At 38.2% G+C, this 21,831-nt stretch carries 20 protein-coding genes; 4 read left to right on the top strand and 16 right to left on the bottom strand.

The window, feature by feature from the left end:
• Nucleotides 1–18 precede the first annotated feature (18 nt).
• The 3 genes from HBB17_RS12955 to HBB17_RS12945 all read right to left on the bottom strand — a co-directional run bounded on the left by HBB17_RS12955 (nucleotide 19) and on the right by HBB17_RS12945 (nucleotide 2,684).
• On the bottom strand, nucleotides 19–1,293 hold the full coding sequence (locus HBB17_RS12955) for a condensation domain-containing protein (protein WP_167957919.1): 1,275 nt from the start codon (nucleotides 1,291–1,293) through the stop codon (nucleotides 19–21).
• A 40-nt stretch (nucleotides 1,294–1,333) separates the two neighbouring features.
• Entirely contained in the window at nucleotides 1,334–1,858 is a 525-nt protein-coding gene (locus HBB17_RS12950; RefSeq protein ID WP_167957918.1) for a TetR/AcrR family transcriptional regulator, read from the bottom strand.
• A 322-nt stretch (nucleotides 1,859–2,180) separates the two neighbouring features.
• Entirely contained in the window at nucleotides 2,181–2,684 is a 504-nt protein-coding gene (locus tag HBB17_RS12945) for a hypothetical protein (RefSeq protein WP_167957917.1), read from the bottom strand.
• Nucleotides 2,685–2,872: 188 nt separating this feature from the next.
• Here HBB17_RS12945 and HBB17_RS12940 point away from each other — a divergent pair, with 188 nt between their 5' ends.
• Nucleotides 2,873–3,043, top strand: coding sequence for a hypothetical protein (locus HBB17_RS12940; protein ID WP_167957916.1), 171 nt, complete (start codon nucleotides 2,873–2,875; stop codon nucleotides 3,041–3,043).
• Nucleotides 3,044–3,285: 242 nt separating this feature from the next.
• Here the strand turns inward: HBB17_RS12940 and mgrA are convergent, their stop codons facing one another.
• Nucleotides 3,286–4,272, bottom strand: coding sequence for an L-glyceraldehyde 3-phosphate reductase (gene mgrA, locus HBB17_RS12935; protein ID WP_167957915.1), 987 nt, complete (start codon nucleotides 4,270–4,272; stop codon nucleotides 3,286–3,288).
• 424 nt (nucleotides 4,273–4,696) lie between these two features.
• Between mgrA and HBB17_RS12930 the strand changes: the two genes are divergently transcribed.
• Entirely contained in the window at nucleotides 4,697–5,617 is a 921-nt protein-coding gene (locus HBB17_RS12930; RefSeq protein WP_167957914.1) for an AraC family transcriptional regulator, read from the top strand.
• Nucleotides 5,618–5,710: 93 nt separating this feature from the next.
• Here the strand turns inward: HBB17_RS12930 and HBB17_RS12925 are convergent, their stop codons facing one another.
• The gene (locus tag HBB17_RS12925; RefSeq protein ID WP_238483746.1) at nucleotides 5,711–8,599 is read right to left on the bottom strand and encodes a glycoside hydrolase family 3 protein; all 2,889 of its coding nucleotides are present in this window, start codon (nucleotides 8,597–8,599) and stop codon (nucleotides 5,711–5,713) included.
• A gap of 301 nt (nucleotides 8,600–8,900) precedes the next feature.
• On the opposite strand from HBB17_RS12925, the gene HBB17_RS20655 reads away from it, so the two are divergent.
• Nucleotides 8,901–9,791 carry an AraC family transcriptional regulator gene (locus tag HBB17_RS20655; protein WP_167957913.1) on the top strand — a complete coding sequence of 297 codons (891 nt, stop codon included), beginning with the start codon at nucleotides 8,901–8,903 and terminating at the stop codon, nucleotides 9,789–9,791.
• On the opposite strand, the gene HBB17_RS12915 is transcribed toward HBB17_RS20655, so the two are convergent.
• The 11 genes from HBB17_RS12915 to HBB17_RS12865 form a co-directional block, all read right to left on the bottom strand.
• Nucleotides 9,754–10,698, bottom strand: a complete 945-nt coding sequence (locus tag HBB17_RS12915; protein WP_167957912.1) for an alpha/beta hydrolase — start codon at nucleotides 10,696–10,698, stop codon at nucleotides 9,754–9,756. The two genes, HBB17_RS20655 and HBB17_RS12915, sit on opposite strands and share 38 nt — an antisense overlap.
• A gap of 16 nt (nucleotides 10,699–10,714) precedes the next feature.
• Nucleotides 10,715–11,152 (bottom strand): threonine/serine exporter family protein, encoded by a 438-nt coding sequence (locus HBB17_RS12910; RefSeq protein WP_167957911.1) that lies wholly within the window; start codon nucleotides 11,150–11,152, stop codon nucleotides 10,715–10,717.
• Nucleotides 11,149–12,021, bottom strand: coding sequence for a threonine/serine exporter family protein (locus tag HBB17_RS12905; RefSeq protein ID WP_207717350.1), 873 nt, complete (start codon nucleotides 12,019–12,021; stop codon nucleotides 11,149–11,151). The genes HBB17_RS12910 and HBB17_RS12905 overlap by 4 nt, the downstream gene beginning before the upstream one ends.
• A gap of 258 nt (nucleotides 12,022–12,279) precedes the next feature.
• Complete coding sequence (locus HBB17_RS12900; protein WP_167957910.1) at nucleotides 12,280–13,635, bottom strand: hemolysin family protein; 1,356 nt, start codon at nucleotides 13,633–13,635, stop codon at nucleotides 12,280–12,282.
• A 48-nt stretch (nucleotides 13,636–13,683) separates the two neighbouring features.
• Complete coding sequence (locus HBB17_RS12895) at nucleotides 13,684–14,031, bottom strand: type II toxin-antitoxin system PemK/MazF family toxin (RefSeq protein ID WP_073291039.1); 348 nt, start codon at nucleotides 14,029–14,031, stop codon at nucleotides 13,684–13,686.
• Between the two features lie 186 nt (nucleotides 14,032–14,217).
• Nucleotides 14,218–15,408, bottom strand: coding sequence for an alanine racemase (alr, locus tag HBB17_RS12890; RefSeq protein ID WP_167957909.1), 1,191 nt, complete (start codon nucleotides 15,406–15,408; stop codon nucleotides 14,218–14,220).
• A gap of 57 nt (nucleotides 15,409–15,465) precedes the next feature.
• Nucleotides 15,466–16,995 carry an NAD(P)H-hydrate dehydratase gene (locus tag HBB17_RS12885; protein ID WP_167957908.1) on the bottom strand — a complete coding sequence of 510 codons (1,530 nt, stop codon included), beginning with the start codon at nucleotides 16,993–16,995 and terminating at the stop codon, nucleotides 15,466–15,468.
• On the bottom strand, nucleotides 16,992–17,360 hold the full coding sequence (gene acpS / locus HBB17_RS12880) for a holo-ACP synthase (protein WP_167957907.1): 369 nt from the start codon (nucleotides 17,358–17,360) through the stop codon (nucleotides 16,992–16,994). Before acpS ends, HBB17_RS12885 begins: the two co-directional genes overlap by 4 nt.
• Before the next feature lie 12 nt (nucleotides 17,361–17,372).
• Nucleotides 17,373–17,978 carry a hypothetical protein gene (locus HBB17_RS12875; protein WP_167957906.1) on the bottom strand — a complete coding sequence of 202 codons (606 nt, stop codon included), beginning with the start codon at nucleotides 17,976–17,978 and terminating at the stop codon, nucleotides 17,373–17,375.
• A gap of 23 nt (nucleotides 17,979–18,001) precedes the next feature.
• On the bottom strand, nucleotides 18,002–18,661 hold the full coding sequence (locus HBB17_RS12870; protein WP_167957905.1) for a redox-sensing transcriptional repressor Rex: 660 nt from the start codon (nucleotides 18,659–18,661) through the stop codon (nucleotides 18,002–18,004).
• Between the two features lie 150 nt (nucleotides 18,662–18,811).
• Nucleotides 18,812–19,504, bottom strand: coding sequence for an MgtC/SapB family protein (locus HBB17_RS12865; protein ID WP_167957904.1), 693 nt, complete (start codon nucleotides 19,502–19,504; stop codon nucleotides 18,812–18,814).
• A 337-nt stretch (nucleotides 19,505–19,841) separates the two neighbouring features.
• On the opposite strand from HBB17_RS12865, the gene abc-f reads away from it, so the two are divergent.
• Nucleotides 19,842–21,821 (top strand): ribosomal protection-like ABC-F family protein, encoded by a 1,980-nt coding sequence (abc-f, locus tag HBB17_RS12860; protein WP_167957903.1) that lies wholly within the window; start codon nucleotides 19,842–19,844, stop codon nucleotides 21,819–21,821.
• The last annotated feature ends 10 nt before the right edge of the window (nucleotides 21,822–21,831 follow it).

The following is a 21,831-nucleotide window of genomic DNA, read 5'->3' as shown; positions in this document are numbered from 1 at the left end:
ACAGGTACCGTTCTTACATCAGTAAGTTGCAAATTCCAGCGTATGCATTGCCTCTTGGAAGAATGCCACATTTTCCTCTTCGCTCGCATCCTTCTTAATATGTAAGGTAATGGTCATCGTCTCTCCAAGGGTAGCGATTCCAATAATTCGTTTCGAGTTTAATACAAGGGGTGGTACAAAGGTAAACTCTTCTAACTCCAAATCCCCGTAGGTATGCGGAATTGCTAACTTGGTAAGATTCGTCACACTGATTCCCTTTGGTGTTCCCATATAGCCAAACATGTTCGCAAACTGTTTTGCTGTTTTATTCTCATAACCATCACATGCAGCAAAGTAGATGGCATCCTGTAAGCTTCCTGTAATTCCACCCATAAACTGAAGAAGGAAATACTTCTTTTTCTCATCGTTCAGTTTTTCATACATACTTTTCTGAAAATCCATCGCATTTCCAAGAAAAGTTTTTGAAGGATCATATTGGTTCTGGGTAGACACCCCCGTTGCGAAATTCCCCATGCCCTCGTACCCTTTCTTACGAATGCTCACTGCATGTCCAATATCCGATTTTTCCTTGGCAGCTTGCAACAGTGCTGTAACAATAAGCGTATTCACGGTAATCCCATTTGCTTTTCCATATTGCTTCATCTGTTGGAATTGTTCCTTTGTAAATGTTTTCACAACAATTCTTGTATCGGTCTTCTCCATATACTTCTTTGCCATGGTATAGTATTCGTCTGTAGTAAAATGTTTCCCTGTCTTTGCAAAACTTCGATTTAGGAATTTCATCATAATCCGCATTGGCAATGCCAATTTACTCTTCTTTGGTAAGTCCTCCATCGAATAAAGGCAAACTGGTTTCTGGGTTAATTCTTTTCCCGTCAATGCCAATAGAATGTCCTTAATCAGATACGCATAAGACGTACCATCTCCCATCAAATGGTGTGCAATCAGTAAGAGTTCCGTACATTCCTCTCCAAGGGAATAATAAAACCGCAGCAAACTTCCTTTCTCTGGGCGAAACGGTTCCTTTTCATCTTTTTTCACAACTTCCTGCCAATCTGTCGTATACTCTTCTAGTGGAAAATCCATATGCTTTTGAACTTGATAATACGTATCTTGCTTTGAATCAAATGTAATCCGACACCGAAGTAACTCATTTACCTGAATGGCTTTATCAATCGCTTTCTTTAGTTCTTCAACATTGATTCGCTTATTAATCCTTGTCTTAATAATAATTTTTGGTGTAGGTGAATACACCCAAGTTCTTTCCTTATTTATTTTCAATTGGTTACTCATTTTTTTCCTCCCCTTTGCTTTTTTATAGTCGTTATTTTGTTTATTTTGTTTCGTAGGATGCATCAAATCCTTTTGCTGCACGCAGCAAGATTTTTCGAATGTTCTCTTCCTCCACTTTAACATCATTCACTGATACAATAGCGGCGATACCATGGGCATAGATCCACATATTGAAAAATAGATCTGCTTCCTTATCTGGCAGATGCGTTCCTTTCATCAAATCCTCAATTCCATCTAACGAATAATTGTTCCCCATCGTTATAAACCGAAACAATTGACTTTCTTCTTTCGCTTTCATAATATAAGCAACACCTGCTGCTAAGAATTCTGGATCTTTGGTATTCTTGCTCTTACGAACTTCTTCCGTAAAGAATGCACGTGCTTTCACATACACTTCTTTTCTCAGTTCATCCATATTTTTGAATATATAGTAGATTGGTTGTGTTGAACATTCTAATTTCGTAGCTAACTTTCTTGTGGTAATGGATTCAAAACCTTCCTGTCGCATCATTTCAAATGCTGCATCAATGATTTGTTCTCGTTCGACCTTATTTTTTGGTGGCATATCATTTTCCTTCTTTCTATAACAATGTTATATAACATTGTTATAGCATACTACTGTCTATATTTCAAGATTTATTTTTAAAACGCCGTGTACTTGGTACACGCTCGTGCTATCTGCTTCAAAATACACTTTGTTCTCCCCGCCGAGCACAGTCAGCTTCAACTGACATTCCCCTTATGTGTGAGTTCGCATCCCAATGAGGGTTATTTAGTAGGAAAGTTGGAGGATTTCCCCACCATATAAAAAAGACCAGCTTTATTATTCCCCTAGTAAACCTTTAACCAAAGAATAATAAAACTGATCTCTGTTTGTAATCGTTCTCTTACGCAGCTTCTTGATGAAACTCTTTCATAAATACACGAACTTGAATCACGGAATGTGCCAATAGCAAAAGGGCAGGAATCATAAAGAGCAGAACAGGTATAAGATTCCCCACTACTAATACAATGCAAAGGTAAATCATATAACAAGCACTCAAACAGGCAGGTAATACGGCTACCACTTCCAGCCAAACTTTATGGTCCTTATTCATGTGATTGAATGCAATATTCCACCCAAGGCTGAATATACAGCTAAAGAAAAATACAACTGGCCCTGCAACAATCACGATATATACCAATAGGGATACCATGTCAAGCATCATAGAGGGAGCTATTAACCACCCTGTAATACTATCATTCTCTGTAGCTTTCTCCAAAAGACTAGGAGTTGCAAAATCCATATTCTTTAATGATAAAGCAAATAAAACACTTACCACAATACATATAAGCAGTTCTGCTGCTAATGTGAACAGTGGTAATTTGGTTTTACATAATTTATAATTCATATTTCCTCCAGTTAGCATAAGTATTTTTATGTAATTTTATACCAATTACAATTTTACGTATATGGTACTTATCTCCCACCGTTCTATAATATTAGCGGTACTTTTTAGGAGTAATTTTCACTCACTTTGTAATACTATGGAGGGAATTGTTTTTCCTTACTACTGTTTTTATGAAAGGAGTTTCATACATGGAAAAGAAATCAGAAAAGAACAAGACAGAAAATAAAATCAATCTAGATTACGATTGGAATAGCGAATATGGTGATGGCGATATTCCTGATATCGATAAGAATTCAACGCATACAAATCAATTGAATCAATCGAATCAGTCAAAACAGAGTCCAAAGAATAAAGCTTAATTGGGTAGTCAGACCATATTCCCCAAATCTGCTTCCCTGGGAGTAAGCAATAACGAAGGAACAATAGCGGAACATCTTAGCTTCTTAATGGTTACTAGATAAGCTAGGAAGGCAAGGCAGGAAACGGAGCCAGCCTAAGTTTAGGCAGAATGCCGACTCGATGGCGGTTCCGTTTCTTTTGAAATCATTCCTACCCTTGCAACCTGCTTACAGAAGTGTGTTGGGTAACTTGTATGAAAACTTTATTCTGCTAAAATTCGATCGATTTCCTTCAATTCTTCCGAGGTAAATTCCAGATGATCCACAATTCCTACATTATCTTTAATTTGCTCTGGCCGACTTGCGCCAATTAAAACGGTTGTTACACCATCTCGTAATACCCAAGATAATGCCATCTGCGCAAGTGTCTGTCCACGATTCAAAGCGATTTCATTCAATTTCGTTACCTTCCCAACTAATTCAGGTGTTATGCTATCTTCGTGTAAGAAATGATTTCTTGTAGCACGGCTACCTGCTGGAATCCCATGAAGATACTTATTGGTCAGAACTCCTTGTGCCAATGGACTAAAGCAGATACAACCAGCTCCCACTTCTGCTAATGTGTCAAGAAGATGATCCTCCTCTACCCAACGATTCATCATATTGTAGCAGACTTGATTGATGAATAATGGGGTTTTATTTTCTTTCAAGATTTCTGCTGCTCTCTTCGTCTGTTCTGCATTATAATTGGAGATTCCCACATAAAGTGCTTTCCCTTGGCGCACGATATCGGATAAAGCACCCATCGTTTCTTCTAATGGGGTATCTGGATCAAACCGATGATGATAGAATATATCCACATAGTCCACTTTCATTCGTTTTAAGCTTTGATCGATACTTGACATTAAATACTTCCGAGAGCCGCCATCTCCGTAAGGACCTGGCCACATATCATACCCCGCTTTTGTAGAGATGATCATCTCATCTCGATACGGACGAAGATCACTTTCCATGATCCGTCCAAAATTATCCTCGGCAGAACCATACACTGGTCCATAATTATTTGCCAGATCAAAATGAGTAATTCCTTGGTTAAACGCTTCGAAAGCCATCGCCTTCTGATTTTCAAATGGATCAACTGATCCAAAGTTATGCCATAACCCTAATGCCACTCGAGGTAATTTTACCCCACTATTTCCACATTTCTTGTATTTCATATGATCATATCGTTTATCACTTGCTTGATACATCTTATACTCTCCTCTCTATTTGAACGACTATTTTTCAAAACACAAAGATACTTCTTCCCATATATATCCTTATACACCTACTACCCTACGTCCTTATTCTATGTACCATTCAAAAGCCAGCGAAATAATACGTTCGCTAATAATGCAGATCACCGAATTTATGTAACGCTGGCTTTGAACATACCCCTATTCTACTCCAAACCAAGCCAATCCAAAATGTCTTGTACCGTACACTTTTTGTATCTAAGCGACTTAATTCACAATTTACACCCCTCATGAACTATGATACAGTACTTATATAAATACTATAAACTACTATAATTTGTTAGCTTACGTTTTTCTCAATAATGAAAATTGAAAAGCCCCCAAAGGTAAGGAATAAAAACGATAGCCAAAACCTAAAGAGAAAGGAGCCAGCAAACCTATGTATTTCTGTCTCAACACGGATCTTCTGCCGAAAGTATCTTATATCGGTCGAACAATAACACCAAAACATTGGGTTCATCATAACCGCAACTCAGAGGAATATCTACTCTACCTCATTCATTCTGGTACACTATATGTACAGGAACGTGGCATAAAATTTGCTCTCCATGCAGGAGATATGCTTCTATTAGAACCAGGTTTTTCCCATGAGGGATACCAAGAATCCTCCTGTGACTATTACGCAATTCATTTTTCTGCTGATACCTTTACAACCTTTGACTGCAGCCAATTCGATACCATTGAAAGTACATTGCTTGCCAATAAGCGACTTTTCTATAATTGTGATCCACTCAGTTATGAACCTTATACCAAATCCCGTCTCTTCATACCAAAAGACTTACGGATCACCGACTCGTCAGTCTTTGAGCAGGTTGAACAGGGAATTCAAGAAGCAATCTTTTCCTATGAAGAGCAAAATGAACATTTTAAATTAATCTGTTCCTGTAAACTGATTGAAATCTTAACCCTGTTATCCAATTATTTCTCCAATAAAGTACTTCGTGACCCTGCTGGGCAACATTCCATGGCAGTTCATCTGTCAAAGACCCAGGAACTCCTTGCTTATCTTCGCAAATCCTATCAGGAGAAACTAACAGGGGAACAGATTGCAAAAGAAATGAACATGAATTTTGATTATCTCAATCGGATCTTTAAGAAGCAGACTGGCTTTACGATCTTTGCCTATTTGCTTACTATACGCATCAACAAAGCAAAAGAGCTCCTTCTTCATGGAACAATGAAGTCCTATGAAATTGCCAGAGTTGTGGGTTTCCGCGATGAGTATCATTTTAGCAAAGCCTTCAAAAAAAGCGTTGGCTTAACGCCAACGCAATTCTTACAACATGTAAAAGAAGATTAATTCTTCTTTTACATGTTGCCAAAAGCTATCCTTCAAACTTCGCACACGAAAGTTGCAACCACCTACTCGTTCATTACAAGTGCGAAGTTTATCTTATTCCGCCAATCGAAACTCAATGTGTTCGATATCTAGATCGTCTTTCATTCCTTCCATAGACACTTCGTATTGTCCATCTTTTAGGTTCACACGAGTCATGCGAATAATACTCCAGAGATTGTCCGTTCCATTTACTTGTAAGACAAGGACAGTCTCACCATTGAGTAACAACTTACAAGCGGATTGTGCCACTCTACCATTGTTGTTTCGTACTTTACCAACTAATACATACGTTCCTGCTTTCACCGTAATATACGCTTTTCCATTTTTCTTAATTGGAACAATTGCATTCTGGCTTACCTCTACTGCCTGCACGCTTTCCTTCAGAGGTTCGAATGTTGGGATTTCCATGTTGAACTCTTGCTTTCTACCAAATACAGGTGCTCGCATTAAGTAATCACAGATATTCATAGCGCATCGCTGCAATTCTCCAATCGTCAAACGTCCCTCTTTCACTGCTTCTTCTGTATTATCTCCACTGGCATTGATCTCTGCTCCATCATTGCTCACTACCATGTACAGGTCATTCTGGGCACGAACCATTCCTGCGGTATTCGAAGAATCTGCATCTCCTCCCTCGATTGGATCATTCATCTTTGCCCACCAGTCTGTCATAACGATGCCTCGGTATCCCCATTGGTTTCGAAGAACCGTTGTATTCAAATCATAATTGGAAGCATTCCAATATCCATTTAGTGGATTATATGTTGACATGATAGAATTTGCTCCACCAACCTTAACAGCTGTCTCAAAACCTTTTAGATAGATTTCACGCAATGCACGTTCGGATACAACAGCATCTACAAATCCACGATAGTATTCCTGGTTATTGCAAGCAAAATGTTTTAATGTAGCAGTAGAGCCACCTGCTAAGATTCCCTTCGTCTGTGCCGTAGCAAATGCTCCCGTAATGATTGGGTCCTCTGAAAAATACTCAAAGTTTCGTCCGTTTAGTGGATGTCTACGGATATTCATACCTGGTCCAAGTAAGGTATCAATCTCATTTCGAAGTAGTTCTTTCCCTTCTAGCACATACATCTCTTCGATCAATTCCGTATTCCATGTTGCTGCTAGTAACGTACCAATTGGAACCTGTGTCGCTTTATAGCCACCCTCCATACGAATACCAGAAGGTCCATCTGATGCACAGCCAAGAGGAATACCATACATGAATAACGTATCCGCAATACCACCGAATGCTGCCGCTGTTCCTGGCGTTACTTTAATATTACACATACCTTCTCCACGAACAATCGCTGCCAATTCCTTTGTCGTCAATTGTGCAATAAAATCTTCCATCGTTGCTTTACCAGATGCCACATCTTGAAGCATGATTCCTTTATTGCCTGTTTGCTCGAATGTTTTTGGAAGATTCTTCTCAATTCTCTCTTTCATGGAATAGGTTCTTGTTGGAACCGTTTCATACGTAAGCTCGTACGTTCCATCAGCAAGTCTTTTCCCTGGTTTCATTCTGGAATATTCTCTTACTGGGGATAATGCTTCTTCTAACTCTTCTACTACAACCGTATCCACAACTGTTACAGCATTCTTTTCTGTGTGAAGAGAACCCATTCCTTTGCAAACGGTCATTTCTTCTTGAATCGTTTGGAAAGCAACTTGTTCACAGGCACGAACACTATTTCCTACATAGAAGCTATATTCTCCTGCTTCTAATACCATACAGGATTTGTGTCCTGTAACACCGCTGTCATCATAGGAAGCTAATTCTGCCATTGGGAAAGTAAGTACAACATCCTGTTCTTCTCCCGGTGCAAGGCATCTTGTCTTTGCAAAGGTAACTAACTTTCTTACTGGTTGTCCTAACTTACCTTGTGGTGCCTCCACATATACCTGAACGGATTCTTTTCCTGAATAGACTGCTCCTGTATTCTTAACAGTCACTTCAATCTGAACATAAGAATCCCCTTCCATACAGAACCGTCTCTCTTTTGCAGATTTCTCTACTTCCTCTGCTTTTGCTATTTTTCCACTTACCTTTGACATAGCAAATGTTGTATAGGACAGACCATATCCGAATTCATACTGTACACGGTCTGGTGCAAATGTTTCAAAATAGCGGTATCCCACATAGACATCTTCTTCATATAGATTGAATACTTCATTCCCATAGTTTTTATGCGATGGATAATCTTCCAATGCATAGGCAATGGTATCGGTAAGTTTACCAGATGGTGTTACATCGCCCATTAATACATCTGCTACTGCATTCCCACCTTCAATACCACCTTCCCATATGTATAGGATACTTTGAATGCTGTCTTTCAACCGTTCGTCTTCTACCCATTTCATATTAATAACATTAGAAACATTTAATAGAACGATTACCTGATCAAAATATTTTGTGATGTTTTCCAGATTCTCAATTTCTTCTTGTTTGAGAAGGTAGCTACCTTCTCCCGAATGGTTGTCTTTATCTTCTCCTGCATTTCTTCCGATGACAACAATTGCCTTATCGGAATGCGCTGCGGCTTCTTTTGCTAATTCTTCGGTTACTGGCATTTCCTTTTGGCAAGGAGGCTCTGCTGCCCATGCTCCACCACCATTATCAAAAGGATTCTCTTTAATCCATTCTTCATACACGTTCACTAAATCTTCATTTACAGATAGGTTGGTTTTTGCTCGTAATCCTTCAACAATGTTGCAAGTATATAAGACATTCACTGATCCGCCTGAACCAGTACCTGTTCGATAATAGTCAATCTGTGCTCTTCCGAATACCGATACACGCTCCCCGTTCTTCAAAGGAAGTACATTCTTATCATTCTTAAGTAATACAATACCTTCTGCTCCAACTTTTCTTGTAAATTCAGCAAACCCTTCATAAGGAACACCAATCTTATGTTCCATAATATACTTTTGATCCATACTTCTCTCTCGTAATAATTGGATACTCTCCCTTACTACGATCTCCTTTCCTTTATCATATTGTGACTTTTCAATCTTGTTTCTTATACATCTGCTTTCTGTTATCAAATCTATATCTGGTTTTGGTGTCAAAATACACAAACCATTCTATAAGTTGTTAGACAACTCATTCTATGTTTATTATAGTCATTTGTTTTCAGATATGATATAATTTTCCTATAAAAAAATATAAAAATTTTGTCATACCTTCAATTATATAGAAAGGATTCGCGATTTCAATTACGTTGCGATTTATGTCGATATGGAATATCTAGAACAGAAAAAAGAACTCATTAATGGGATTCCTTCCAATTACATCTGTAACATTCACTCTGTTAATAAAGCAGGAATTTCCTTTCCTGCCCATTATCATTCCTATATTGAAGTCCTATATGGACTACAGGGCAGTTTCCATGTATTGCTAAATGGAAAATACCATTATTTTGCGAAAGGGGATCTAATCCTAATTAACTCCAAAGAGGTACACCAAATCAACGCCCTTGATGAGGACGGTGGTAGTTATATTGTGCTTCGTTTTGAGCCAGAAGTCATCTACAATACCATGTTTCAAAACTATGCGGAGTTAAAATACACCCTTCCTTTCCTACTAGAAACTCCAGGTCAACCTAAGGTCATTGCTAAGGAATTAATCCAAGACACCTTTATCCCTGAACTTTTATGGGATACCTTAAAAGAAATGGAGGAACAATCCTATGGATATGAACTAGCCATTCGAAATCATATTGGTCGAATCTTCTTATGGATCTTGCGGTATTTTCATAAATGTAATCCAAAGACAGGCTACATTCGGGAAGATGAACTCTATCTACGAAGACTTCAACCAGCCCTTTCTTATGTACTGGATAATTATATGAACGAAATAAAGACGCCAGATATGGCGTCTCTATGCAACATGAGCTCCAGTTATTTTTCCAGAGTCTTTAACCATGTGATGAATATGAATTTTAATGATTATCTCAATCATATACGTTTGAATGAAGCCGAGAAGCTACTCATGACTACCGATCTGAATATTACGGAGATTTCCAATCAAGTAGGTTTCAACACAACAAGCTATTTCATCAAACTTTTTAAAGAAAGTAAGGCGACTTCTCCTAAGCAGTACCAGAAAGAATATCGAAAAACGCTTTGATCTTCTCCTGACAAGCCTCCATCTCAACTAGATAACTTAGTCCATGACCAGCCTTTGGTACAATCGCTATGTATTTCTCTGCTTTACAATAGGAATAATTTTCTTGACTCATATAAGTTGGTACAAAACGATCCACGGAACCATGTACGAACAAAATGGGACGTGTATTCTTAGCCAACGCCTCCTTGGTGCTCATCTCATCCATGGAGAACCCTGCAACGAAACGGCAAAGCAGACCAAAGATAGGAATCAGTGGCCATGCTGGCAAATGGTAATACTCTTTAGCAACATGTGTGTAAATCGCTCTTGGAGAGGTAAATCCACAATCTGCTATAATTCCTTGTACATTGCTAGGAAGGTCCAATCCACTTGCCATAAGAACCGTTGCTGCTCCCATGGATACACCATCTAATACGATAGGCATCTGCTCTCCCAAACGTTCATTCAAGAAATCAATCCATCGTCTTACATCATAACGTTCTTTGATCCCAAATGTAATGTATTTTCCTTCACTTGCGCCATGTGCTCGCTGGTCAATGATCAACAAATTACAGTCCTGTTCGTAGTAGAAGGAAGCAATGGCACCAAAGTCTTTGATTCCATTTCCTCGAAAACCATGTACACACAAGATGGTACGTTTTGCATGTTTTGCTAATAACAAATATCCTTTTAATTGCAAGCCATCCTTGCTAACGATGGATACTTCTTCTGGGTTTTGATCCTTTACCCACTTCACTCCTGCCCGTAGGGTTGGTTCGTAGGTCTTCCACTCTCCCATATACATGTGCTCGTCATCTGGTTCTTTTACACCGTACCGATCGATGGCGTAGCGGAAGAAACCATACTCAACTCCACTTAATAGAAGCAATACTACTACAATTACACCAATTATAATTCCCCATATCATATTATCTACTCCTCTCTTAACGATTCCATTGTTTCTTCAATTGAATAATTCGAAAGATGGAATCCATAATAAAGATTGCCAAAGCGATTGCACCTGCAATTTGCACCGTTTGTGACAAATGATATGATGCAACCGTTGAGTTTCCTTTAAATGCATAGTATGCCGTCCGATACATTCCTGCACCAGGTACCATTGGCATGATCCCTGGAATTAAAAATATTGTTCCTGGTGCTTTTAGTAATCTTGCACAGATATGAGAGATCAAGGAAACAACCATCGTAGCAGTAAATGCCTGTAAAATAATCAACTTTGGATACTGAACTTCCATCATTAGATAGACCCACCAGCCAAATGCTCCAACAAAGCCTGAATATATGATTAGTTTTTTAGGGACACCGATAACGATCGACATACCTACCACACCTAAGAAAGCACCAATTACTTGTAAGATCATAACATGCTACCTCCAATTACAACGGTTGAAAATGCCAACCCTACTCCAATCCCCACTGCAATACATGCTGCAATGACAAAAGCTTCAATGGCACGGCTTCCCCCAGAGAGATAATCTCCCTGTAACGTATCGCGGATGGCGTTGGTGATTGCTACACCAGGAACCAATGGCATGATAGAACCAACAATGGTAATCTCCACAATCGCAGAATTATGTATCATGTGTGCATAAAACATAGTTCCAACTGCGATAATAAAAGAGGATAGCATATCTGTTATAAAATTATTTAACTTCACTTTTCCTGTTATATGACGACAAAGCACAATACATAACCCATTCAATGCAGATAAACAAGATGCCAACACTCCTCCTCCAAGTAATAAAGTAAAGAAGGAAGACGTCATGACAATACCAATGTAAACCATATGCAACGGATATTCCTGCTTCTTTTTAATGACCAGCAAACGATCATAGGCTTCTTGTACCGTTATTTTTCCTCCGCATAGACTACGTGAGATATCATTTACATCATATACTTGACTTAGATTGGATTGTTTCTCACTGACACGAGCAATCTGTGTGATGGCATCAATGCTAGGATCTGCTAACGTTACAAACAATCCCGTAACGGTCGCAAAGGTTTCCGCCGTTTCCAATCCTGATGTTTGTAGGATTCGGCATATGGTATCCTCCACACGATAGGTTTCTGCTCCACTTTTCAACATGATTTGCCCTGCAAGCAGTGCGGTGTCCATTAATAACTTATACTGCGCTTGTCTCTCTTGTCTTGAAAGATGTTCCTTTTCCATGCTTTCCTTCATGACAACTGCGTCTGCTTCTACTGTTTCCAATTTATCTTTTTTTTTCATAAATACTCTATTTCCCTCCAAATACGAACATTGGCAACATATTTATTTCACTTTTATTTCACAGATTTATCACATTTTTTTACTATACTATTTTACAGATAGTAAATCAACTATCTACTCCCACCCTATTATACGATTAGTTGTTATTAGGCCCTATCTAGTAACACCTACAACAAAAGAACGCTAGCTTAAGCGTTCTTTTGTTGTTTTTACAGGCTTTATAAACAAATTGAATTATATTTGGGCTTTTGCCCTGCTCTAAACCATTTCTTCCTGTTCTTCATTCATATCTTCTAAATCAACTTCTAGTTCTTTCGTAACTCGAACATAACGAATAATCTTATCTTTTACATCTAAGATATCAAACAAATAACCTTGGTAAGAAAGAGACACATGTTCTCCATCATTTGGTATTCGATTCAATAAAAAGGTTAATAACCCATTCAATGTTTCGAAATCTTCCTCAATTGTAACACCTAATATATCTTCAATGTCATCAAGACTTGTCAGCCCTTTGATCAGATATTGATCGGGTCCCTGCTTAATGATCATCTTCTCTTCTACATCATATTCGTCCAGAATATTTCCTACGATTTCCTCAAGGATATCTTCCATAGCCACCAAACCAGCTGTTTGTCCATACTCATCTACTGCAATAGCCATATGTATCTTTTTTAACTGCATATCATTAAATAAGACATCTATATTCTGTGTATCTGGTACAAAGTAAGGCTTTCTCGCAATAAGTTTCAATGGTTTATTTTTAAACTTCGGAGACATGTAACATCTCGTTACATCTTTCACATGTAGGATACCAACTATATTATCAATATCATCTTCATACATTGGGAATCTGGAATAACTCTTATCTAGCATAAATCGTAACGTTTGTTCGACGGATTGCTTACTATCGATTGCTACGATCTTCTTTCTGTGGGTCATGATATCTTTTACTTCTTTTTCATCAAACTCTATAATATTGGATATCATCTCTGCTTCATTGGAAGCAAGTACTCCTTGTTCTTGTCCTTCATTAACCATAGAGATAATCTCTTCCTCGGTCACATTTTCCTCTAAATCTTCTGGCTTAATATGACAGATTCGTAAGATCAGATTTGTCGTTTTCTCGATTACAAATGCAAATGGCATTACAATTCGAATAAAGAACAATACGACGTTCGCCACACCATATGCTGCTTGTTCCGACTCCTTCATGGCAAGTTTTTTCGGAAATACATTGCCAAATAAGATACTAACAAATAGTATGATCAACACAAAAACAACCGTACAAAGAACTCTTGTAGCTGAATCAGACAACCCAAATTCTTTTGCCCCTGCTACATTCTTTACCACAACTAGAAAATGTTTCGCACTGAAATATCCCACCAATACACTTGCCATTGTTAGAATTACTTCAATTGCGTTCAAATAACGATTGGGTTCATCAAGAAAGCCGACTAACGTCTTTGCTTTCTGATCCCCCTCCTCTGCTTTTTTTCGAACTGCTCCTTCATTCATCTGTTCGATTGCACTTGCACCAAACGAAATGATTCCTTTTACTAGTAGAAGCAACACCACTATAACGATACCTAATATTGGATACCCGTCATCCATGAAAAATCTTGTCTCCTTTTCTGTATACCACCTGACATGCAATAGACACTATGTATCCAAAGAGAAACTAATTAGCAATGCTTTATCAATTTTCTTCAATACGTCTTGGTCTAAATGGCAGACTTTTTCTTTTAATCTTGTTTTATCAATTGTTCGAATCTGTTCTAACAATATTACAGAATCCTTAACAATCCCGTACTTCTCTGCATCTAACTCCACATGTGTTGGAAGCTTTGCTTTATTCATCTTCGATGTGATTGCCGCACAGATTACTGTGGGACTATGTTTATTTCCTGTATCATTCTGAATGATTAATACTGGGCGTACACCACCCTGTTCTGAACCGACTACCGGTCTCAGATCTGCATAAAATATGTCACCGCGTTTTATTATCACTTTATTCACACTCCATTTATTGGCTTTAGCTTTATTATTGCCAGTTTTGACCTGTGTATTCCTAAAGTGTTCTATTTTTCTACGGTTATTATCTAGTATTATACTATTTCTTAACAACATGCTCTCCTAATAGCAGGGCATACCTTACTTTAACTCAAAATAAATTCACTTTGTTACTCGTCTTAACTACAAATACAACTCTAAAACTTGTTGCAGACAATGATAATAATCTGCTGTACCAACTTTCTTTCCTTCTCTATAGTATACTCTCGGTACACGCTTTCCTATGTCACAAACAAGTTCATAATTGAATGATCCTGCCAAAGCTGCAACCTCCTCCACTGTAATGGATTCATTTCCATCTTGACCGATCAATGTTACTTGATCTCCTTCTTTTACATTAGGAATATCGGTAACATCCACCATAAACTGGTCCATACATATTCTACCAACAATAGGAGCTGATTTGCCATGAATCAACACTCTTCCTTTGGAAGAGAGTTGTCTTGGAAACCCATCCCCATAACCAACTGGAATCGTAGCAATCATACTATTACGACTTGTAGTAAAAGTACTATTGTAACTGATCCCAACGCCTGCTTCTACCTCCTTTACAAATACAACATTGCTCAGTAAGGTAATGGCAGGTTTTAATAATAACCTTCTCTTATTTACTTCATCAGATGGGTACATACCATATGTGGAGATTCCACTTCGCACCATATCAAGATTTGCTTCTGGTAAATCAATAATTGAAGCACTATTGGATACATGCTTCACTGGTATCGTAACGCCTTCCTTTTCTAATTTGTCTGCAAACAAAAGATATCGTTTCAATTGCTTGTTTGCAGAAGCCTTATCTGCTTCATCTGCACATGCAAAATGTGTAAACAATCCATCAATACGTAGATTTGGCAATTCACTGATTTTCTTAATGATCTGAATACTTTCCTCGTTATCTTTGAATCCAATACGTGTCATTCCAGTATCTACTTTTATATGAACATTCACCTGTTTTCCAAGGGAGACTGCAACATCTGATAACTGCTTTGCCATATCATAGCCAAAGATTGTTGGCATAATATTATAGGATACTAATTTTTCATATTGTTGAGAAGGAATAAATCCTAATACAAGTATCGGTTTTGTCATACCTGCTTCTCGTAATTCGATTCCTTCTTCTATGATTGCAACACCATAGGCATCTACACGATCTTTCAATGCCTTGGCAAGTGCAACTGCTCCATGTCCATATCCATCTGCTTTGATAACTGCCATGATTTTTGTATTGGTATCAATATTCCTTCTAACTTCATCTATATTATTACAGATTGCATCGAGGTTGATCCGAGCCTCTACTCTGTAGTATTCATTCATGAAAACTGCCTCCTTACATTGTTACAGAACGTAACATATCTGTTCCTTACTCTTCAGTCACTCATGAAGTACTAATGGAAGTGCTTCAATAATATCGCTTGCGATCAATGAATATGTGCTTTTTGATCGCACTGCTTCATCTCCAGCTAATCCATGGATATACACACCCAAAACGGCTGCCTCATATCGATCCATCCCTTGTGCCAGTAAAGCTACGATAATTCCTGTTAATACGTCTCCTGCTCCTGCAGTAGCCATTCCATTGTTTCCAGATTGGTTTATATAGCAACGAGAACCATCCGATACAATTGTTCTCGCATCTTTTAAGGCTAGAACAAATCTCTTTCCTTTTACTGCGTTTCTTGCAATTGTTAATAAATTCTCTCGTATATCCGTAACACTACAATCCAATAACCTTGCCATTTCTTTCAGATGTGGTGTTATGATCACGTTCTCTGGTAAATCAATGTCACTAAAACATTCTTTCTCACTATCTTTCAGTATATACTGCGTTTTACCAGCTAACAAAGACAATGCATCAGCATCGATAACTACTGGTACTGTTGCGTAGTTCAAAACAATGTCTAGTAAATGATCTGCGGCTGCAGATATTCCTATTCCAGGCCCTACTACAATAGCAGATGCCCATTTTACTTCTTTTACGATCCGGTCGACTTCTAACTTATTCTTAAGATCAGCAGGATCATAGGTTGCTAAGATTGCTTCTGGTAACAGGCTTTGCATAATACTGCGATTATCCTCCACTGTCATGACTTTCACTAATCCCGCTCCGCTACGACACGCCGCCTTTGCAGATAAATAGCAAGCTCCAGACATATTGCGAGAGCCTGCTATAATTAATACCTTACCAAAGGTACCTTTATTCGAATAGTTCTTGCGACATGGTAAACGTTTTATATCTTCTCTTTCGTAAGTAAATATATTTGGTTTTACAGATTCGATTGCTTTTGTAGGGAAACCAATGTCAGCTACGACCGTATTCCCCGCATATTCTTTTCCTGGATAAAGGACAAGACCAATCTTATTCACACCAAATGTCACTGTATAATCTGCCTTAACTGCAACGTTCATAATCTTCCCTTGGTCTGCATGAATTCCAGAAGGAATGTCTACTGCATACACCGTATTCCTATGCTCGTTGATCATACGGATTACCTGTTCATATCTTCCTGTTATTGGTCTACTTAGACCAACTCCAAAGATTGCATCAATTATTACAGAATATCCTTCAATTTGCACATCCTCATACACATTCCCACCCAGATTCCGTAGAATGTGTAATTGTTGCTTTGTTTGTTCCGTTGCATGTTCCTCCTCACCAAGGAGGTATACATCTGCCTGATATCCCTGTTGCATTAGTAATCGAACGGCAGCAATACCGTCACCACCATTATTCCCTGTTCCACATACTGCTAGAATTCGATCTGTTGGAGTAATCATTTCCTTCATGATTTCCACAATAGCCATAGCGGCTTTTTCCATTAAAACAAGGCTTGGAATTCCAATGGTATTACTTGTATATTCATCAATGGATTTCATCTTAGCAGCATCCACTAGATATTTCATGATTCTTTCCCTTCTCCTATTACATACGCATTGGAATAGATCCTCGTATTCGTTATAGAAACATGGACTCTCATAATCCCAAGTTTCTCTGCTAATGCAAGCGCATTCCCGTACAGGACAACATAAGGACAACCTAATTCATCCCGAAGGACTTCGATTTCTGTCAAAGAAAATCCACGAAACCCCGTGCCAAACATCTTAGATACTGCTTCTTTCACTGCGAAATTATCTGCGGCTTTTCTCTTATCCTGCTGTATTAGATCAATCTCTGCTTCTGTAAAACATCGTTTTAGAAAATGCTCTTTTTCACAAGCCTTCTCGACGCGTTTTGCTTCAATCAGATCTACTCCAATTCCAATAATCAATTTGATCCATCCTTACTCTTTATCATCCAATATATCGATAACTGTATTGCCTAGTATATCATGCATATAGGAATAAAGCGAACTATTTTCTATTTCCTTGTCCTGTTTTTCCAGTATTCGAAGTTTCAATGCTTCTCTTGTCTTACTAATCCATTGCTCCGCTTCACTAATATCTCTCTGATTTTTTTTCAGCTTTGCATAACAGACTTTCATACTCTCCACCATTAATTCTTCATTCGCTTTTTTGATTTCATAAGGCATATCCAAAAGCACGTCATCTGCGTTCTGCATCTTCTCATTTAATTCCTCAATGAACTGATGACTCTTTTCTAATTTTTTGGCTCTAAGACGCCCTGCAGGTGAATTATCTGCTTCCATATTCGCAACGATTTCATTCATCAGTTTCTTCTTTAGTTTTTTCATATCCTTGATATCGTTGATCATTTGACCTTGTTTTTTTAACAAATTATTCAGATTCGTTTCTAATTGCTTGATATGCGCAGGTTTTTCATGCTCAGGAAGTAATTGATACCACCGCTCATCTAACGTCAGGATTGGTAATTTTTTCCCTTGTAGGGCTTGCTTTAGTTGACTACTCCTATCCTTTTTCCTCACCATGGCTTCTCCCCTTTACAAGTAGGCTACTCGTCTTTGTTGTTCTCGCTCTCTTGCTCTTCTCTAGCTTTCAAGTTATATGATAATCGCATTAAACTCTCTGCAAGATGAACATTCTCTACCGTTATATTCTTTGGTAAATTCAAATCGGTAGGTGCAAAATTCCAGATTGCTTTTACACCCCAGCTTACTAAATCTGCTGCGACCTGTGGAGCCTTTGCTTTTGGTATGGTCAATGCTGCTATATGAACGCTGTTTGTCTTCACAAACTGCTCAAGCGTATCCATCATACGAATCTCATTTCCTCGAATAGAAATTCCTTCTAAGCGAGGATTCACATCAAAGATTCCCTTGATCAAAAAACCTCTTCTTTCAAAGTCCGTATAGTTGGCCAATGCCTGACCCAAATTACCTGCCCCAATAATAATTACATGATACTTCCGATCAAGACCTAAGATCTTTCCAATTTCCGTAAAAAGATACTCCACATTATATCCGTAGCCCTGTTGTCCGAAACCACCAAAGTTATTCAAGTCCTGTCTTATCTGTGAAGCTGTTACTTGCATCTTTTCACTCAGTTCTTTTGAAGAAATACGTACAACATCGTTTTCCAACAACTCACCTAGGTAACGATAATATCTTGGAAGTCTTTTGATAACCGCTAATGATATTTCTTTCTCGTACACAATGCACCCTCCTTATGTTATAAACCCAAACTATCCACTCTGAAAATCATCGGATGCGCCTATAACTAGTTCCATATCATCTTTCAAAGCTGTGTTTCGGTCATAAACCCTTATGATTCATTATAACGATTCGTTAATTACTTGTCAATTTTAGATATGATAAGCTGTTGCTACCATTTCATGGTTTTTTATAATATCTAGAACTTCTTCCGTCGGTAAGTCCTTAAGTTTCGATGCAGTAACAAATAACCCAATGGAAGTGTTACATTCTTTACTTGTCACGGTTTCACAATGAATAATCGATAAATGGTTTTCCTTTAGCAAACCAAGTACTTCACCAATTCCTTCTACACCGGTAAGTTCGATATACAGTTCGATCACATCCGCTTTAGATAATAGGATTGCGTCAAATCCCTGTAACACTTTCATACTAGCCAGAATGAAGATGCAACCAAGGATCGCTCCTTCATAAAAACCAATTCCAATCGCAAGTCCCATGCAGGCACATGCCCATAAGCCTGCAGCGGTTGTTAAGCCTTTCACATGTTGTTTTGAAGTAATCAAGATTGTTCCTGCGCCAAGGAAACCAATACCACTAATTACCTGTGCCCCCAATCTGGCTGGATCTGTACTCATATGTTGAATGTCTATGATAAATTGCCCTGTCATCATTACTAATGTAGAACCGATGCACACCAGGATATGCGTTCGAAAACCAGCAGGTCTTCCTTTTTTCTCTCGGTCATATCCGATGATACCCCCACATAAAAGTGCTAAAATCATTCGAACCATAATAGACAAATAGTTGATATCACGTAAATTACCTACAAACTCTATTCCCATACTACTGCCTCCTTTATCTGATGATTTGTTAACCCTTGTATCCTTAATTATTCGTTAATACCTCAAACTTCGCACATCGAAACTATTAATTCGAGTAGGTGGTTGCTATAAATTGTGCAAATTGACGGACCTCAAATTAATATGGGCTTTTGACACACAAACTACTTATATAAGTATATGATATACTTTTTGTCCAGGGAATGCATCCTTTTTCTTATTTTTATCTAGCATTCACTACTCAAGTATGATAAAATAACTGTTGATTTTCAAGTACCACTGGAACAGTCTTTTTCCTTTGGTGTAGCTTAGATCCTCACGAAGAAAGGATGAATTACTCATGATTTTATCATGTAATAATATAAATAAAACATTCGTAGACAAGCAGGTATTATCGAATGTTTCCTTCCATGTAAATGAAGGGGAAAAGGCGGCGATCATTGGTGTTAATGGAGCTGGTAAATCCACCCTTCTTAAAATAATTATCGGTGAAATAAGTGCAGATTCTGGTGAAGTAACGTTTGCCAAGGGAACCAGCATTGGTTACCTGGCACAACATCAGGCTCTCACTTCCCATCACTCTATATATGAAGAATTACTTGATGTGAAAAAAGATGTTATTTCCTTATATGAAAGAATGCGTCAATTGGAACTGGATATGAAAGAAGCAACTGGCGATGAATTAGAGAATATGCTCTCCACTTATGCCAGACTAAATCATGAATTTGAAATTCAGAATGGGTACGCGTATCAAAGTGAAGTAACAGGAATCCTAAAAGGTCTTGGTTTTACTGAACAGGAATTTTCCAAACCCATTGATCAGTTATCTGGAGGACAAAAGACCCGTGTTGCTCTTGGTAAACTCCTTCTCACCTCTCCAGACCTAATTTTCCTTGACGAACCGACAAACCATTTGGATTTGGAATCCATCGCATGGTTGGAAAATTACTTACTTAATTATCGTGGTGCCGTTGTGATTGTTGCCCATGACCGATATTTTTTAGATAAGATTGTAACAAAAGTAGTTGAGATTGAATACAGCAAGTCCCAGATGTATCTTGGTAATTACTCTGCTTTTGCTGAAAAGAAGGCACTTGTAAGAGATGCACAGTTAAAGAGTTATCTAAACCAGCAAAAAGAAATCAAACACCAAGAAGAAGTTATTGCTAAACTTCGTTCCTTTAACCGTGAAAAGTCTATTAAGCGTGCAGAAAGCCGCGAAAAGATGCTAGACAAGATTGAGAGAATCGACAAACCAATCATGGAACAGCATCATATCTCCATTCAATTAGAGCCTCACACCGTTAGTGGTAAGGATGTATTAACCGTAACTGGTCTCACCAAATCTTTTGGTCCAAAACATCTCTTCTCCGATCTTGCTTTCGATATCAAACGCGGAGAAAAAGTTGCGATCATCGGCAATAATGGAACTGGTAAAACGACCATTCTAAAAATCATTAACGGATTGTTAGACGCAGATGGTGGAGACCTACGCCTAGGCTCCAAAGTTAAGATTGGTTACTATGATCAGGAACATCAAGTATTGTCTCCTGAAAAAACGATCTTTGATGAATTGCAGGATACCTATCCTACTTTAAACAATACGGAAGTCCGTAATATTCTTGCTGCTTTCTTATTCACCAATGACGATGTATTCAAACGGATCAAAGAACTTAGTGGTGGGGAGCGTGGTCGTGTTTCTCTTGCCAAATTGATGCTTTCAGAAGCAAACTTCTTAATCCTCGATGAGCCAACAAACCATTTGGATATCGCATCCAAAGAGATTTTAGAAGATGCCTTAAATAGTTATTCTGGAACAGTATTGTATGTATCCCATGACCGTTACTTTATCAATCGGACAGCAACTCGAATTCTTGACTTAACAAGTAACCAACTTCTAAACTACATTGGAAATTACGATTACTATCTCGAGAAAAAACCAGAAGTAGAACGTATGCATCTCGGTTTACACGCAGATAATACAACAACCACAAAAGTTGGTCATTCCAATATGACGATGTCTTCCGTATCTACTGCTTCTACCCAAGATCTGAATACCACCGATCAAAGCGACAATAAGTTAGATTGGAAACAGCAAAAAGAGCAACAAGCAAAAGAACGGAAGCGTCAGAATGAATTAAAGAAAGTAGAAGATGAAATCACTGCCTGTGAAACAAGAAATGAAGAGATTGATACGCTACTCACACAGGAAGAAATCTATACCAATGTATCTCGCTTAATGGAACTCAACCAAGAGAAGAAATCTTTAGAAGAACGATTAGAAACGTTAATGGAACAATGGGAAGAATTATCCGAATAACTTGTTAGAA

This window comes from Anaerosporobacter faecicola, assembly GCF_012070565.1.
GTDB lineage: Bacteria > Bacillota > Clostridia > Lachnospirales > Lachnospiraceae > Anaerosporobacter > Anaerosporobacter faecicola.
The sequence above is the reverse complement of the archived record's forward strand: the minus strand, read 5'-3'. Positions and strand labels throughout refer to the sequence as shown.

Coding starts and splice junctions, on each gene's coding strand:
- HBB17_RS12955 (WP_167957919.1), bottom strand. CDS start 1,293: ATGAGTAACCAATTGAAAATAAATAAGGAAAGAACTTGGGTGTATTCA.
- HBB17_RS12950 (WP_167957918.1), bottom strand. CDS start 1,858: ATGCCACCAAAAAATAAGGTCGAACGAGAACAAATCATTGATGCAGCA.
- HBB17_RS12945 (WP_167957917.1), bottom strand. CDS start 2,684: ATGAATTATAAATTATGTAAAACCAAATTACCACTGTTCACATTAGCA.
- HBB17_RS12940 (WP_167957916.1), top strand. CDS start 2,873: ATGGAAAAGAAATCAGAAAAGAACAAGACAGAAAATAAAATCAATCTA.
- mgrA (WP_167957915.1), bottom strand. CDS start 4,272: ATGTATCAAGCAAGTGATAAACGATATGATCATATGAAATACAAGAAA.
- HBB17_RS12930 (WP_167957914.1), top strand. CDS start 4,697: ATGTATTTCTGTCTCAACACGGATCTTCTGCCGAAAGTATCTTATATC.
- HBB17_RS12925 (WP_238483746.1), bottom strand. CDS start 8,599: ATGGATCAAAAGTATATTATGGAACATAAGATTGGTGTTCCTTATGAA.
- HBB17_RS20655 (WP_167957913.1), top strand. CDS start 8,901: ATGGAATATCTAGAACAGAAAAAAGAACTCATTAATGGGATTCCTTCC.
- HBB17_RS12915 (WP_167957912.1), bottom strand. CDS start 10,698: ATGATATGGGGAATTATAATTGGTGTAATTGTAGTAGTATTGCTTCTA.
- HBB17_RS12910 (WP_167957911.1), bottom strand. CDS start 11,152: ATGATCTTACAAGTAATTGGTGCTTTCTTAGGTGTGGTAGGTATGTCG.
- HBB17_RS12905 (WP_207717350.1), bottom strand. CDS start 12,021: ATGAAAAAAAAAGATAAATTGGAAACAGTAGAAGCAGACGCAGTTGTC.
- HBB17_RS12900 (WP_167957910.1), bottom strand. CDS start 13,635: ATGGATGACGGGTATCCAATATTAGGTATCGTTATAGTGGTGTTGCTT.
- alr (WP_167957909.1), bottom strand. CDS start 15,408: ATGAATGAATACTACAGAGTAGAGGCTCGGATCAACCTCGATGCAATC.
- HBB17_RS12885 (WP_167957908.1), bottom strand. CDS start 16,995: ATGAAATATCTAGTGGATGCTGCTAAGATGAAATCCATTGATGAATAT.
- HBB17_RS12875 (WP_167957906.1), bottom strand. CDS start 17,978: ATGGTGAGGAAAAAGGATAGGAGTAGTCAACTAAAGCAAGCCCTACAA.
- HBB17_RS12865 (WP_167957904.1), bottom strand. CDS start 19,504: ATGGGAATAGAGTTTGTAGGTAATTTACGTGATATCAACTATTTGTCT.
- abc-f (WP_167957903.1), top strand. CDS start 19,842: ATGATTTTATCATGTAATAATATAAATAAAACATTCGTAGACAAGCAG.